Origin of the sequence: Listeria goaensis (assembly GCF_900186125.1) — a bacterium.
GTDB lineage: Bacteria > Bacillota > Bacilli > Lactobacillales > Listeriaceae > Listeria > Listeria goaensis.
Genome location: NZ_FYBQ01000002.1, coordinates 384,692 through 399,383 on the forward strand (window position 1 = coordinate 384,692; position 14,692 = coordinate 399,383).

General features: G+C 39.2%; 17 protein-coding genes. 5 read left to right on the forward strand and 12 right to left on the reverse strand.

Annotated features, from left to right (window positions below):
• Positions 1 to 108: 108 nt before the first annotated feature.
• Complete coding sequence (locus CFT42_RS04540) at positions 109 to 834, forward strand: cyclic nucleotide-binding domain-containing protein (RefSeq protein WP_088809381.1); 726 nt, start codon at positions 109 to 111, stop codon at positions 832 to 834.
• A 69-nt stretch (positions 835 to 903) separates the two neighbouring features.
• On the opposite strand, the gene CFT42_RS04545 is transcribed toward CFT42_RS04540, so the two are convergent.
• The gene (locus tag CFT42_RS04545; RefSeq protein WP_088815499.1) at positions 904 to 2,061 is read right to left on the reverse strand and encodes a GNAT family N-acetyltransferase; all 1,158 of its coding nucleotides are present in this window, start codon (positions 2,059 to 2,061) and stop codon (positions 904 to 906) included.
• 153 nt (positions 2,062 to 2,214) lie between these two features.
• Here CFT42_RS04545 and CFT42_RS04550 point away from each other — a divergent pair, with 153 nt between their 5' ends.
• Positions 2,215 to 2,841, forward strand: coding sequence for an FMN-dependent NADH-azoreductase (locus tag CFT42_RS04550; protein ID WP_088809383.1), 627 nt, complete (start codon positions 2,215 to 2,217; stop codon positions 2,839 to 2,841).
• 169 nt (positions 2,842 to 3,010) lie between these two features.
• Here the strand turns inward: CFT42_RS04550 and CFT42_RS04555 are convergent, their stop codons facing one another.
• From CFT42_RS04555 to CFT42_RS04575, 5 genes are all read right to left on the reverse strand, one after another.
• Positions 3,011 to 3,409: a peptidoglycan-binding domain-containing protein gene (locus CFT42_RS04555; protein ID WP_088809384.1), complete on the reverse strand. Its 399-nt coding sequence runs from the start codon at positions 3,407 to 3,409 to the stop codon at positions 3,011 to 3,013.
• 207 nt (positions 3,410 to 3,616) lie between these two features.
• Positions 3,617 to 3,898, reverse strand: coding sequence for a rhodanese-like domain-containing protein (locus CFT42_RS04560; protein WP_088815500.1), 282 nt, complete (start codon positions 3,896 to 3,898; stop codon positions 3,617 to 3,619).
• A 178-nt stretch (positions 3,899 to 4,076) separates the two neighbouring features.
• Entirely contained in the window at positions 4,077 to 5,906 is a 1,830-nt protein-coding gene (locus tag CFT42_RS04565; RefSeq protein ID WP_088809386.1) for an ABC transporter ATP-binding protein, read from the reverse strand.
• Positions 5,903 to 7,627 carry an ABC transporter ATP-binding protein gene (locus CFT42_RS04570; RefSeq protein WP_088809387.1) on the reverse strand — a complete coding sequence of 575 codons (1,725 nt, stop codon included), beginning with the start codon at positions 7,625 to 7,627 and terminating at the stop codon, positions 5,903 to 5,905. The genes CFT42_RS04565 and CFT42_RS04570 overlap by 4 nt, the downstream gene beginning before the upstream one ends.
• Complete coding sequence (locus CFT42_RS04575) at positions 7,611 to 8,102, reverse strand: MarR family winged helix-turn-helix transcriptional regulator (protein WP_088809388.1); 492 nt, start codon at positions 8,100 to 8,102, stop codon at positions 7,611 to 7,613. Before CFT42_RS04575 ends, CFT42_RS04570 begins: the two co-directional genes overlap by 17 nt.
• A 193-nt stretch (positions 8,103 to 8,295) precedes the next feature.
• On the opposite strand from CFT42_RS04575, the gene CFT42_RS04580 reads away from it, so the two are divergent.
• The 3 genes from CFT42_RS04580 (at position 8,296) to CFT42_RS04590 (ending at position 10,604) form a co-directional block, all read left to right on the forward strand.
• The gene (locus CFT42_RS04580) at positions 8,296 to 9,636 is read left to right on the forward strand and encodes an MATE family efflux transporter (RefSeq protein ID WP_088809389.1); all 1,341 of its coding nucleotides are present in this window, start codon (positions 8,296 to 8,298) and stop codon (positions 9,634 to 9,636) included.
• Between the two features lie 107 nt (positions 9,637 to 9,743).
• Positions 9,744 to 10,088, forward strand: coding sequence for a magnetosome magnetite crystal formation protein family (locus CFT42_RS04585; RefSeq protein WP_088809390.1), 345 nt, complete (start codon positions 9,744 to 9,746; stop codon positions 10,086 to 10,088).
• Positions 10,089 to 10,205: 117 nt separating this feature from the next.
• Positions 10,206 to 10,604 carry a hypothetical protein gene (locus tag CFT42_RS04590; protein ID WP_088809391.1) on the forward strand — a complete coding sequence of 133 codons (399 nt, stop codon included), beginning with the start codon at positions 10,206 to 10,208 and terminating at the stop codon, positions 10,602 to 10,604.
• Positions 10,605 to 10,934: 330 nt separating this feature from the next.
• Here the strand turns inward: CFT42_RS04590 and CFT42_RS04595 are convergent, their stop codons facing one another.
• The 6 genes from CFT42_RS04595 to CFT42_RS04620 form a co-directional block, all read right to left on the reverse strand.
• Positions 10,935 to 11,282 (reverse strand): hypothetical protein, encoded by a 348-nt coding sequence (locus CFT42_RS04595; RefSeq protein WP_088815501.1) that lies wholly within the window; start codon positions 11,280 to 11,282, stop codon positions 10,935 to 10,937.
• Positions 11,279 to 11,638: a hypothetical protein gene (locus CFT42_RS04600; RefSeq protein WP_088815502.1), complete on the reverse strand. Its 360-nt coding sequence runs from the start codon at positions 11,636 to 11,638 to the stop codon at positions 11,279 to 11,281. The genes CFT42_RS04595 and CFT42_RS04600 overlap by 4 nt, the downstream gene beginning before the upstream one ends.
• 275 nt (positions 11,639 to 11,913) lie before the next feature.
• On the reverse strand, positions 11,914 to 12,213 hold the full coding sequence (locus CFT42_RS04605; RefSeq protein ID WP_088809394.1) for a hypothetical protein: 300 nt from the start codon (positions 12,211 to 12,213) through the stop codon (positions 11,914 to 11,916).
• An 88-nt stretch (positions 12,214 to 12,301) separates the two neighbouring features.
• Complete coding sequence (locus CFT42_RS04610) at positions 12,302 to 12,853, reverse strand: hypothetical protein (protein WP_088809395.1); 552 nt, start codon at positions 12,851 to 12,853, stop codon at positions 12,302 to 12,304.
• 752 nt (positions 12,854 to 13,605) lie between these two features.
• Complete coding sequence (locus tag CFT42_RS04615; RefSeq protein WP_088809396.1) at positions 13,606 to 14,172, reverse strand: suppressor of fused domain protein; 567 nt, start codon at positions 14,170 to 14,172, stop codon at positions 13,606 to 13,608.
• A 15-nt stretch (positions 14,173 to 14,187) separates the two neighbouring features.
• On the reverse strand, positions 14,188 to 14,692 hold a 505-nt coding region (locus tag CFT42_RS04620), incomplete at its 5' end, for an HNH/ENDO VII family nuclease (protein ID WP_244169926.1).

Below are 14,692 nucleotides of genomic sequence, written 5' to 3' on the forward strand. Positions count from 1 at the left end.
AAAAAGGGGATTTTCATTCGTTTTCTCTTGTTCAAATTGACTATAACGGTTATATTTATTATTGTATAATCGTATACTATATATAAAATCAATTTTCTGGAGGAATGTATGGAATTTATTTCAGAAGGCTCCACTTCCAAGCCAATGAAAGAACTACTTGATTATTTGCACCAAAATACCAGTCTATCCGATAGTCACATTCGAAAACTTCATATAAAAAGGAATCAAATTATCACCTCAAGCCAAAGTGATCAAGAGCACACGATTTATCTTATTCAAAAGGGTCTCGCTTTTTTTGAAGTCTTTTATCAAGATAAACCGCATGTGACTACTTTTTATTCTGATTGGACATTGTTTCATGCTAAACCCATCTTAAAAAATTTATTCACGTTCGAAGTTAAGTTACCTTACCGAGTTCGAGCCGCTACAGAAATGACAGTATATGAGATTAATCGTGATTTCTTAGTTGATCACCTTTACGTTCAGCCTAAATTTTTCCACTTTTTAGCCGAATTAGGTTTAGCTGCTCTTTCTTTTTCAACATTTATGACAGCTGTCAATAAATTACCTCCTGTTGAAACGCTAGCGATTAACTTGCAAATTTTAGCCACTTATATTGGCGAGAAGCAAGGCAACGCCTCTCACCTCCCTGCAGCAATTTCCCAGTCTGTCTTAGCTTCTTTGTGCAACTGCGCTCAATCAAGCATTTCAGGACACCTTAATTTTTTCGTAAAAGAGGGTATTTTAGAATCTAGCTCTAAACCATTTATTATTAAAGATATTGAAGGCTTGGCAAGTTATTATGACCCGTCTATTGCTATTTCTTCTATGTAATTAAAAAAAGTCCGAAATAAATCTTTTCGGACTTAATAGGAAAATAGAGACCAAAATGGTCTCTATTTTTTAAAACCCATCATAAAATCGGGGTTTCACATTTGGAATTGCTGCTTCAAAAATCGCAAGCACCTTATCACTCGCCGTCATTTTTCCGTAATAGGCAAGTTCTTTCGGGCGCATAAAGCCAAACATCATTTGGCTAAACGTTCCTATATCTGTTTGTAAAAGCAAATCGTTTGGTGCACTTTCGACCCGCCGAATTTTGTCACCTATCTCAAAAATGCCATGATTGAAGTCAGCGACATCATTTTGGATTTCCACATAGACTTTTTCTGCCGTTTGAAATGAAATTGCGTTTAAAAACGCCTCCACCTCAACAATGCGCGCCATCCAATTGAATTCCGTTTCCATCTTAAGACCCGTCACATTTGGTAGCGCTAGTGCCACTTCAGCTGGCGTCCCAAAATGCGTCGCCTGGACGGTTTCAAACATCGAATCATGGCTCGAAATAAATGCCCACAGCTCACATTCCGCAGCAAAATCAAGCGCAATCAGTTCATGCACAAGCATTTCTGATCCTTTGAATCCGTATAGAAGGTAGCCTCGCGGTTCATTTTGCTCATCTCGAAATAAGGCCACTTCATTCGTATAGCCGCGCCGACTAAGTCTGCCCCACCAGTCGTCACCGCGAACTAGCATGCCGTGGTGATTTGTCGCATACGTTTCATAGACCGCCCGCACATCGCTAAAGTCAGGCTGGTTGGCACTTGTCCGCACAATCTCGCCGCGACCACTCGAACGCCGCTTCAGATTTTTCAGCTTTAGGCTCACGCTAACCTCATTTGCCACAAGGTCAAACCCAAATTTTTGATAAAAAGGAATGTCGAAAGGGTGTAAATAAGAGACAAGCTGACCTAATTCCTTCATCTCGTTTAGCGACGCTGTCATGAGTGCCCGAATAAAACCACTGCGTCTATTTTCTGGAAATGTAGCTACATAAGCCACACCGCCCATTTTTATTTTCTGACCTAAAAACGATACGTCTAGTGGATACGTCATCACTTGTGCGCTTAGTTTTCCGTCTGAAAAGGCCCCTAACCTAGTTGCCCGCTCCATCCAAAATAAAAAGTCTTCCTCCCCACCGCCGCCTGGTGTGCGAAAAGCATAATCTCGCAATCGTTTAATTTGGTGGATTTCTTCTTCCGCAATTTTTCTTATTTCCAAATTAAATCCCTCCTGTCCCCTTTAGTGTATCATGTTCCTATTTAGAATTCTTCTTAAAAGCTACTAATTTTTTGTAAGCTAAGAACTTGCTATTTTGTGTGGTTTTCAGCTAAACTGTATAAGTATTATTAAAAATTTGGAGGAATCAATCTTATGTCAAACGTATTATTTATTAAAGCGAATGGATTACCTGCAGAGCGTTCTGTCAGCGTGACGCTTTATGAAACATTTTTGGATGCGTATAAAAAAAGTCATCCCGGAGACCAAGTTACTGAACTTAATTTATTTGAAGTAGACCTGCCTTACTACGATGGTGTGATGATGAGTGGGCTACATAAAGAAGCTGCCGGCGAGCCTTTAACAGAAGACGAAAAACGCCTTTCTGATATTGCAAACGGCTACTTAAACCAATTTTTAAAAGCTGATAAAGTCGTTATGGCTTTCCCTCTTTGGAATTTCAGTATTCCCGCGCAATTTTTAACTTACCTGTTTTATTTAAACCAAGCTGGTAAGACGTTTAAATATACGCCAGAAGGTCCTGTTGGTTTAGTAACTGATAAAAAAGTTGCTTTGCTTAATGCACGTGGTGGCATTTATTCTGACGGTCCACTAGAAAGTTATGAAATGTCCTTAAACTACGTCAAAAACATTTTAAGCCACTTCGGTGTTACGGAAACGGAAATGGTTGTTGTTGAAGGACACAACGCTCGTCCTGATCAAGCAAAAGATTTAATCCAAGCTGGTCGTGATGAAGCTATTAAGCTTGCTGAACAATTTTAAAAAATAGAAAGTGAACCGCCCCCCAAAAGTTAGATTTGGGGGGCGGTTCACTTTTTAAGACGCTAATCGGTAACACCGGAAGATTCCTGTCTTTCTCACAATTTTAACCACGCTAGCCTTATTTTAAACAGAAAAGAGTTGTTCGTGTTTTTATGTATGTCAATATTTATTATTGCCAGTATAAGTAATGCCACGTATGCTGTCCTACTGATCCGTCAACAGCTAAATTTCTGTCCCAATATTTTTTCACATAACTTTGAAACACTTTCACTGCTTGCGTTGTTTTCGAGCCAAAGTAGCCATCTACATTAAGTTTATGGTTATTGTAGTAACTGTAGGAATGCGTGTTAAACAGCCATGCATTATAGTTATTTTGAATAACTTTTACGGCTTTTTTATAGTACCTGCTGTCTTTGCTTTGATTAAAGTACGATGCACCTAAATCTCGCTTAATATTCCCAGAACATCCTGCTGCTTCAACTACTTTAGGCGAGTCAATAATCGTAATCCCCACGTAACTAAATGATAGAATACCAATGAAACTAATTGCCATCCATATTTTCTTCATTTTCCTACCTCCTTTTTTAATTCTTATTCATTGTATCATTTAATGCCTTTTCAAAATTTGTATTTTTTGTCATAACTTAATGTATATGGCCTTTAATAATGTCCATATTCCACAATTTGATTCACTTATGCTAAATCGCTTTCCTTTTACAACCAAATAAACAGCTCTCGGATTAGTACCGAGAGCTGTTTTTATAACGTCTGCTTTTTATTTTGACCACTCATTCATGCCGCCACTTACATTGGTCACTTGGAAGCCTTGGCTGTCTAAAAATTCAGTTGCTCTTTGAGAGCGTCCACCTGCATAGCAAATGACTGCGTATACTTTTTCTTTGGAAAGCGTGTTTACGTTTTCTTCCAATTCGGAAATGGGGATATTCGTTGCACCTTCTATGTGTCGCGCACTAAAATCATCTGCATTGCGTACGTCTAGTATTTCATAAACATCTAGTTTTCCTTCTAATTCACTTGTTGTGATTGATAAAAACATCTTTATTCCACCTCAACTTTTTTTATTTCCCGGGAAATAAGTTACCTTCATCATAACGAAAAATTCTCCTAACATTCAAGAAGACTGCTCAAAAGAAATTTTAACTAAAAAATAAGGTGTGACTTTATTTTTTAAGCACAGAAAAACCGAATGACTTATCATTCGGTTTTTCTGACTATTACACTGCTTGCGAACCTGTAAATTGGCTATTGTATAGGTCGGCGTAAAAGCCGTTTTCGCTAAGGAGTTGTTGGTGTGTACCTTGTTCGATAACATCACCGTGGTTCATGACAAGAATTAAGTCGGCGTCGCGGATAGTGGATAAACGGTGGGCGATGACAAAACTTGTTCGGCCTTCCATTAAGTTCCCCATTGCGAGCTGAATGTTTAGCTCGGTTCTTGTGTCAACGCTAGACGTTGCTTCGTCTAGAATTAAAATGCTTGGGTCGGATAAAATCGCGCGGGCAATCGTTAGTAGTTGTTTTTGCCCTTGTGAAATATTGGTCCCCTCTTCATTTAAAACGGTGTCGTAACCGTCTGGCAAGCGGCGAATGAAATCGTCTGCATACGCCGCTTTGGCAGCTCCGACTACTTCATCAATCGTGGCACCTTCCCGACCATAAGCGATGTTTTCAGCGATGGTTCCGCTAAAGAGCCATGTGTCTTGCAACACCATTCCAAATTTCGCGCGGACTTCGTCTTTCGTCATGTCGCGCGTGTCTACGCCGTCGATGCGAATCGCGCCGTTATCTACATCGTAAAAACGCATGAGCAGGTTGATAATCGTTGTTTTACCTGCACCAGTTGGGCCAACAATTGCTACCATTTGCCCTTTGCTTACGTTAATTTTCAGGTCCTGCATGAGCGGTTTATCAGGCGAATACCCAAACTCTACATGGTCGAAAACAATCTTACCATTTTCTTCGTTAATCGTAGGAACAGTTTCCGGAATCATGTCTTGTTCTTCTTCTTCGTCCATAATTTCAAAAACACGTTCCGCAGAAGCAATGGTTGATTGAATGACATTCGCGATGTTTGCTACGCTAGAAATGGGTTGTGAGAACAGTTGCACGTATTGCGTGAAGGCTTGAATATCACCGACTTGCAAGGTGCCGTTCGTCACAAAAATCCCACCGCCAACACAGACAGCTACGTAACCTAAGTTACCTACAAATTGCATCATCGGCATCATGATACCCGAAATAAATTGGGCTTTTTTAGCCGCTTTGTAGTAGTCTTCGTTGACTTCATCAAATTTGACGAGCGTTTTTTTCTCTTGACCAAACGCCTTCACAATCGTTTGACCGCCGTAAGTTTCCTCGACCGTATCATTTAGAATCCCTAAATTGCGCTGTTGCGCCGCGAAGAATGCCTGCGACTTGCTCGCGATGATACCTACAATAATGATACTTAGCGGTACAGTCGCCACAACAATTAGGGTCATCTGCCAACTAATTGTTAGCATCATAATGAGTACGCCGACAATTTGAACAATCGCCGTTATGGCCTGCGTCAAGGATTGTTGGAGCGTATTCGCGATGTTGTCCATATCGTTGACAGCGCGACTTAAAATATCCCCGTTAGAACGGGTATCGTAATATTTGAGCGGCATACGTGCCATTTTTTCCTTTAAATCGCGACGCATATCATATACGGTACGTTGCGCGACACTTGACATCACGTATTGCTGAACAAAGCTGAAGACTGAACTTCCGACATAAAGGAGGAACACGAAGAATAGAATGTTGAAAATTTTATCGTCATTAATGCCAGCTGGGCTCATGACGCCTTTGAAAATTTCAGTTGTTGCTTTCCCTAATTCTTTCGGGCTAAAAATATTAAAAATGGTGGAGAGAATCGCAAAGATAAAGACGACTGAAATCGCTACCGTTCGGGGCTTCATATAGCCAAGCAAACGGAATAATGTATTTTTAAAGTCTTTTGGTTTCGATTTCACACCCATTGCTCCGCCGTGAGAGCCTCCACCTGGACCTGGTCCTGGACTCATGCTATCTCCTCCTCTGAAAGTTGTGAACGCATGATTTCGCGGTAAATCTCATTGGATTCTTTTAGCTCATTATGCGTACCAATTCCGGCAACTTTACCTTCATTTAAAACGATGATTTGATCTGCATCAACAACAGATGTAATGCGCTGCGCCACAATAATCATAATGGCATCTTCTACTTCTTCTTTTAACGCACTGCGCAACTTCGCATCTGTTTTAAAATCGAGTGCGGAGAAACTGTCGTCGAAAATGTAGATTTCTGGCTTCCGGATGAGCGCTCTCGCAATTGCAAGCCGTTGCTTTTGCCCGCCGGAGAAATTGTTTCCGCCTTGCTCAACGCGCGAATGAAGACCTTTTCGTAATTTGGAGACAAAGTCTTTCGCTTGGGCGATTTCGAGAGCCTTCCACATTTCTTCTTCCGTGGCGTCTTCTTTCCCGTAGCGGAGATTTGATTCGATGTCGCCCGTGAAAAGAACCGCTTTTTGTGGCACAAGCCCAATTTTTTCGCGCAATTCTTCTTGCGACATGTCGCGCACATTGACGCCGTTCATTAGGATGCTGCCGTTTTCGGTGTCATAGAAGCGGGGAACCATATTAATTAATGTGGATTTCCCAGCGCCTGTACTCCCAATTATGGCAATCGTCTCACCCGCTTTAGCCTTAAAGCTAATGTCTGCAATAACTGGTTTTTCTGCGCCTTCATAACGGAAAGATGCGTTTTGGAATTCAAGCGTTGCGCGTCCGTCAGCCGCTTTTGGTGCAGCAGGGTCTAAAATTTCTGCGCTCATATCAAGCACTTCGTTGATACGTTCTGCGGAAGCACCAGCACGCGGAATGAAAATGAAGACAGCAGAAAGCATCATAAAGCTCATCATAATTTGCATGGCATATTGAATGAAAGCCATCAAGTCGCCGACCATCATGTTACCGTCACTAATGAAGTGCGCCCCAAGCCAAATGATGGCGATGGACGTTAAATTCATAATGAGCATCATGAGTGGGCTCATAAGCGACAGCAGGCGGTTTACGCCAATTGCCGTTATGGCATAATCATTATTCGCTTCTTCAAATTTATTTAATTCATCTTGATTGCGGTTAAAAGCGCGAATAACGCGGATACCTGTTAGGCCTTCACGGATAACTTGATTTAATTTATCCATTTTCTTTTGCAGTTTTTTAAACATCGGCATCGCTTTACCGCCTAGTAACACGACAAGTAATAGCAAGATTGGCAGAACGACCACAAAAATTAACGATAGTTTTGCATCACGTCCAACCGCCATAATAATCCCGCCGATAAGCATAATCGGCGCCATAACCATCATTCTAAGCATCATATAAAGTACATTTTGAATTTGGACAACATCATTTGTCGTTCTCGTAATAAGCGATGATGTCCCCACTTTGTTAAATTCCTGCAAAGAGAAATTTTCAACTTGTGTAAAGATTTTATCCCGTAAATCACGTCCAAAGCCCATGGAAATACGTGATGCGATATACACGATAATAACCGATAAAACAACTGCTCCAGCCGAAAGTAAGAGCATTAGCCCACCGGTTTTCCAAATATAGGGCTTATCGCCCGTCACAACACCTTTATCAATGATGTTTGACATGAGTGTAGGCAAATAAAGCTGCCCAATAACTTGGATAAAAGTTAAAACTAATACAACGATAATCCCCCATGAATAGGGCTTCAGTCGCTTAAAAAGTTTTATCATTTGGCACTGCGCCTCCTTCTTGTTTCGCCTTCTCGTTCAAATAATCCGTTAATTTTTCAAGTAGCATAATGAGTGTGCGCATATCCTCTTCCCCGAGAAAATCGCGCATATCTTCGAAGTTTTTATGAAAAGATTGAATCATTTTTTCTGTCAGCGCTTTTCCTTTTTCAGTAAAGTTCAAATAAGCAGCGCGTTTGTCGGTCGGATTTTGAGTGCGGATAATGAGCCCTTTCTTTTCAAGCGCATTAATTTGCTGGGTCACACTTGGTTTCGAAATGCGCAGTCGCTTGCCAAGTTCGGAAACGCGCACGCCAAGCTCTGAATCACTCATTTTAATCCCGTGAAAAAGAACAAACATAAAACGCGTTTCAGCTTTCGTGTAGCCTTCCATGTGGAAACTCGACATTTCAGCTCGCTTAAAATTCATGAACGCTTTAATGACTGACTGCCCCAAATCTTCATCAGACGGGTACATGTATGCCCCTCCTTTTAATTAGTTTACCTAACTAATTATATCTAGTTTGAATTAAAAGTCAACTAAAAAAGGCGAAGTCCTAAAAAAGCCTATACTTTTAAGGTTGAATCCCTTATAATGTTCCTTGTTGTACACGTACTTTTTTATTATTCACATTTGCCCGGAAAAACAAACATCAAAAGGGGGTTTTCACATGGCAGATCATACAAATATCGCAAAAATGAGTCTTTTTACATTGGCGTGGCCTATTTTTATTGAACAATTTTTACGCATCATGATAAATTATGTTGACGTTTTCATGCTAGGGCATTACTCAGATGAGGCTGTTGCCGCAACCGGTGTCGCCAGCCAAATTCTCGTAATTTCCATTATTATGTACGGCTTTATCAGTGTCGGTGTGCAAATTTTAGTTGCCCAAATGATTGGCGCCGAACGCCATAAAATGATTGAACGCGTCATAACTAACGGCCTAATTGTCGCTTTTATTATCGGAATTATTATGAGTATTATCTTTTTATTTGCAAGCGATACATTCCTTAGACTTGTCGGTTTAGATGAAGAACTTATTCGTGTTGGCTCACCTTTTCTTGAAATTATTGGCGGCAGCTCTATTGTCATCGCAATTCATTCGTCCATTTTACCGATTATCCGTGTCCACGGTTACGTGAGGCAAGCAATGCTTGTCCCCATCACAATTAGTGTCATTAATGTTGTCGGGAACTATGTATTCCTTTACGGACCACTTGCTTACTTAGACTTAGGTGTCGCCGGAGTTGGGATCGCTACAGCCATCGCCAATTTCATCGGTATGATTATGGCTATTTTCATGCTCAAAAAATATATCGGCTACACGTTTACTTTTGGGAAGCTAAAGCATTATTCCAAAAAACTTCTTTATTCGATATTAAAACTAGGTCTTCCTTCAGCTGGCGAAAATATGTCTTACGCTGGCTCGCAGCTGGTCATAACAGCAATTATCGCCATTCTAGGCACCGAAGCCCTTACAACCAAGGTGTACGCCTCTAGCGTCAGTCAATTCGTTGCGCTTTTTGCAATAGCGATTGGTCAAGCTTCACAAATTTTAATTGGCCGCGCAGTTGGCGCAAAGGAAGTTGAAAAGGCGTATCAGCAAGGTATAAAAAGTTGGAAAATCGGCGTAGTTATCGCGCTCGTCGTCAGTATTTTACTTTACCTTTTCGCCGAACCAATTATGAGCCTCTTTACGTCCAATGAACTCGTGATTGCTATGACGAAAAATTTATTCTTGCTTTCTATTGCGCTTGAGCTTTTCCGAGCAACCAACATCATTATTATTAGCAGTTTAAATTCAACTGGCGACGTTAAATTTCCATTTATTGTTGGCATCATCGTCATGTGGATTGTCAGCTTGCCGTTTTCATACGTGCTTGGCATTACAGCAGGACTTGGACTAGTCGGCGTTTGGATCGCCTATATTATTGACGAAGGCATTCGTTCCTTCCTGATGTTCAGGCGCTGGCGCAGTAAAGTATGGACGCTTAAATCTGTTATCTAAACTTACAAAACTGTCATTCCAAAACTTAAAATTGTCACTTCATTCGATGGTTATCATTTTCTCCTTTCTTTATAATAAAGTTATCAGTTAAAGGAGGGTGTTCAAAATTGAATAACCATAGAATTGTCAATGCGCTTAGTTATTTCAGTATTTTATTTGCACCGATATTAGTCCCTTTATTCATTTGGGTCTTTGGAGAGGCTCGCGATGTTAAACATCATTCTAAAGTCGCCCTGTTCACACATATATTGCCTACAATTGGCGTATTTCTAACATTTTGCATTCTTTCACTCGTTGCCGTCAGCACGGACAGTTCACATACAGTAGGTTTTGTTGCCTTTGGGGTTGTGGTTACCTTGGTTATTTTAACAGCCACTTTGTTCCTGTTTAACATCATTCAAGGTGTGCGCATGCTAGTTGGTCGAGAAGAAGATGCTTTTCTCACGGAATAAAAAAACGCTTGTTTGATTCACTGAAACGTTCAAGGTGAATCAAGCAGGTGCTTTTTATTTTAAACAAAAAGTTCACACTTATTTTATGATATACTGTTAACGGAAGGAGTGTTCAAATTGCGTTTTATCATCGCCTATTTAACGGTATTTATTTTAGGGATTTTGGCTGTTCTTGGAATTGAGGCGCTCCTATTTGACGCGCTTACAACGGCCGATATTTTTTCAGCAATTCTCTTTGCCGCCCCACTCGTTTTAGTGGGCAGTACAATAGCTGAAATTTTTTACGGTTTTAGCCAAAAAGTGAGTTTAGGGTGGTTTGCTCTTTACGGCTTTATTTACGGTTTAGTTGCCGCTGTTGTTATTTTGGGAATTATGCAACTTGCTGGAGCGATTGTGCTTGTTGGTATTTCTTTACTTGGCGGAATTATTAGCGCGGTGCTTGGCGTTATTTTCTTTGTTTTTCGAGGTGGAAAAGCTCTAAGTGGGCGTGCATCTGGAAAACGGTCTGACGGGTAGCAAACGGTAAGTTGTGTCGCCAGAGTTTAGCATTAGTAAAGCTTCATACATGTCGAAATAAGAAAGAGAGCAGTTTATTCAATACACAAGATACATCATAGAAACTACGCTAGATATTAAAAATCATGGTGATAATATTGAGATGAAAGAATACAATCCTGAAACAAAAAATCGCGAGGAATCTGTTTAAAAACACTGATTCCTTGCGATTTTAAACTTGTTAAAAAACTTAGAAATATTTTTTTACTTATATCATAAATTCATCTTTTAAATTTACTGAAAGTATATTTAAACTATAATAAGTTTCTTTGAATTTTTAACATTGATTTTTTAATGCCCCAAAGATGTTAGCAGTTCTGCTCCAGCTTCTCTACACTTTTTCCACTCACTAGCATCTTTAAGTGCTTCTTCACACCAAAGTGCTTTGTCCTTGCTCATATCATCTAATTTTTCATCAATACTTAAAAATTGCTGATACTGTTCTTTAGTTATCCAAGCATTTTCAAATAATTCTTTTGCATAATTCAATGTAATATCAGAAAAATCCGAAGCTATTTCATCAGCAACCGAAAAACCTTTTAATTTTTTTATTTGTTTCTCTGCAGACATTGAAAATTCTTGAAGATTCTCAATAACTCTGTCATATAATATTGTCAATTTTTCTACGTCTCCAGTCATTTTTTCACAACCTTTCCATTCGTATAAATCCTAATAATTCCATGTTCTGGAGAAGATACTTTATAATATGGTAAATCGCCATGATGACCACCACCAGGGTGATATTGAATATATCTCGAGCTTCCACTAGTTCCTGCTGGCGGATTCATACTAAATCCCCCACCTTTTTCGTAGAGAATACCCGCTTTCTTATACGTCGTGCTTAAACCTAGCCCCATCACCACGTCCATCAAGCCACTTTCATCCAGCGTGCCTTTCACCGATTCCACATACGCTGATGCCCGAAGCGTGCCACCAACCATACCTGTGTATTTCGTGCCGTCCATATAATCGGTGCCGGTTTTCCACGATTCCATGTTACTTGATTCCTAAGGTAATGTTCCTGCCCACTTAACAAACCGTCTCTCATACCAAGCAACACACTGATTTTATACTTTTAAAAACAGTTAAAAAGATATGAGTACGCTACTCTCTCTACAAAGTTAGTTTTCTCATATCTTTTTCGGTAGTGCGACTTCTATACAGTGAATACAGCTAGCTTTTGTTAGCTATCGGCAACTTGATTAGTGAGTTACAGCTTACTAGTCAAGGCTTTACTATTCGACTCCAATCAGATAGTAAAGTGCCTTTTTTATTTTATTAAATTCCAAAGTTTATCATTTAATGCACTGATGGACTGATTGATTTCTATTCTTTTTGAGTTATCATTATCCCAAACATAAAAATCAGTTAATCCTCCTTGAGGAGGATAAATATTCTTCGACATATCTTTTAATAGTTCTTTTTTTTTCGAACTCTTCATATCTGAATCTAAAATTTCACTTATATCTTTTAACTTCTGAATTTGATATTTGATTTTTCCATTATCATATTTTATTAAAAGCGGTAATAATTGTTGTACTACAATTTTAATCTCAAGTTCAGTTTCCAAATAACTCACCCTATCCTACTTTAATGGTTGCTTCCCTAAAATATTTACTTTGTCTAAAAGCCATGGCTCTTGAATAAATACTTGATTATTATTTAAGCCTCCTTGATAGATTCCCTACTGGTCCTTTGTAAATTGCTGTACCAGCTGGTATCTCAACCTTATAAACTGTATCTATCGTGGATGTTCCCGTTAATGCCCCATTTTTATCTAACCATTGAGGTTTTACTGCCGAATTGATTCGAACATCTGCTACTGAACTAGGTGGTGTTTCTGTGAACCACTTTCCTAAGGGACTTGTCGAATCTCCACCTCTATAGTAGACTTTCGGTTCTTTTAAAACCTCCATATCATATCTGCCGCCATAAAAATTCTTATTTGGTTGTCCTCTAACTTCATTCAATGGTCCTGGATTGTCATATCCATGATATTTATAAGTATATAAATCATCGTATTTTGAAGTTACATCAGCCCCACTGGCTTTCTCATACGTCATACTCCCCCGAATCGCCGCAGTACTCAAGCCTAGCCCCATCACCACGTCCATCAGGCCACTTTCAGCCAGCGTACCTTTCACCGATTCCACATACGTTGATGCCCGAAGCGTGCCACCAACCATACCTGTGTATTGCGTGCCGTCCATATAATAGGTGCCGGTTTTCCACGATTCAGTGATTTTTTGTTTAACTCCTCATTCGTGATAATTTGGTAATCACTTGGGTCTAAGTACTTTCCTTTCCAGCAGACCCAAATTGTAAGAGTGCTACTCCAGCGTAATTTGCTAGTTTATGCGGACTGGAAAAGGGGAATTTAAAAGGAAGTGGAAAAAATAGATAAAACTGAGTTTTCTAATCTGTAACACACTATAAAGAAAGTCAATAGACCGCTAGGCTCTCCTAACGTCGCTATTGACTTTCTTTATTGGGCATGTCTGTTTGTTGGTGCCCGAGGAACTCACTAAATAGCTAGACTTTGATTTGTTCCTCGAGACTTTTCAGCATAACATGACCAACGTTTGCTTTAACATTTGAATTTGTTCTTTCATTTTTCTGATGAAGGAGAAAAATTACCTATAACCTACTTCCAAAAATTTTCACAGTAGCACCATTTGCTAGTGCTACTTCATTTAAAATAAGTAGGGGGAATTTTTTATTTTCGTTGCTAAGGCTTTGGTGGCATCATCTTCATACTTGAAACTCCTATTGATAATATTTCTTATTTTAGCTACTTGTTTTAACAATAAATTTAAAAGTAAAAAAGAAACGATTTAATTGAACTTGTTTCCTTCCAGAAATTACAGTTAGCTATTGATAACTCAATTAGCGAGTGTATTGCTTACTATTCAAGACTCAACCACCTGATTACCCGTCTTGTGATTGAGTGTCTTTTTATTTTTTATATTACAGAATCTCTATTTAAATCAAAAATATCTATTTCATTTTTTTCAAATAAATCCTCTAACTCCTCTGCACTGTTATTTCTTACAAATTCAAACTCTTTATCTGAAATTGGAACCAACATTAACCATGTTATATGCACATTTTCTGTATCAATATATCCCAACTCGTCCCATAAAAATGGATTTGTGAAAAGGACATGTTTCATAGAAGTTTCTTCATAATATTCGCTAATAATATTAGGGTATATTGTTCCAGGTTTACAAGAAAATTGGTCATTTATAATATTAAATGCACAGCTACTTAATACATTTCCAAATTTTTCATATGTTGATTCACACCCTCCAACAAATTCTACTCGTATTTCTTTATTTGGGGATTTTAAACCAATTCCATAATTTGAAAGTCCAATTGTTGAATAGGTAGTAATTTCTTCATAAGGTCTATCAGTACCAATAAATATATCAATAGCCGAATTTTCATTTCTATCTCTATACTCTACTACTTTAGGATTACCTCCAACAGCTTGCAAAATTCTTTGTGCAACGAGTTTATCATTATTCATTTATTTTTACTCTCCTTATGGTCCAAAATATTTGTTTGTAACGTCTTCCCCAGCATGTCCTCTGTTAGAGCTAGGCAACTCAGGTCTATAATGAGAGGGGTCATTATGTTCGTCAAGAAATTGTTTCCTGGGAATTTCTCTGTCTGCCGCACTTTGTTGATGCTTTTTAAACTCATACCCTGGTTTATGTCCCATATCCCATGGCTCCTCAACATGTAATGGTTGTTGTGTTAATGGATCTCTTACAATTCCATCACTACTTTTAGCATTATTCCATACTTCATCTCTTACACCTTTTCTATACCCTGATGGTCTTTTATAGGCTTTCTTTTCAGCTTCAGTTAATATCCTAGGAGTAACTTCATCAATTTTTGAAGTAGTCCCACCTGCTCCCTCATACGTCATACTCCCCCGAATCGCCGCCGTACTCAAGCCTAGCCCCATTACCACGTCCATCAGGCCACTTTCATCCAGCGTACCTTTCACCGATTCCACATACGCGGATGCCCGAAGCGTGCCA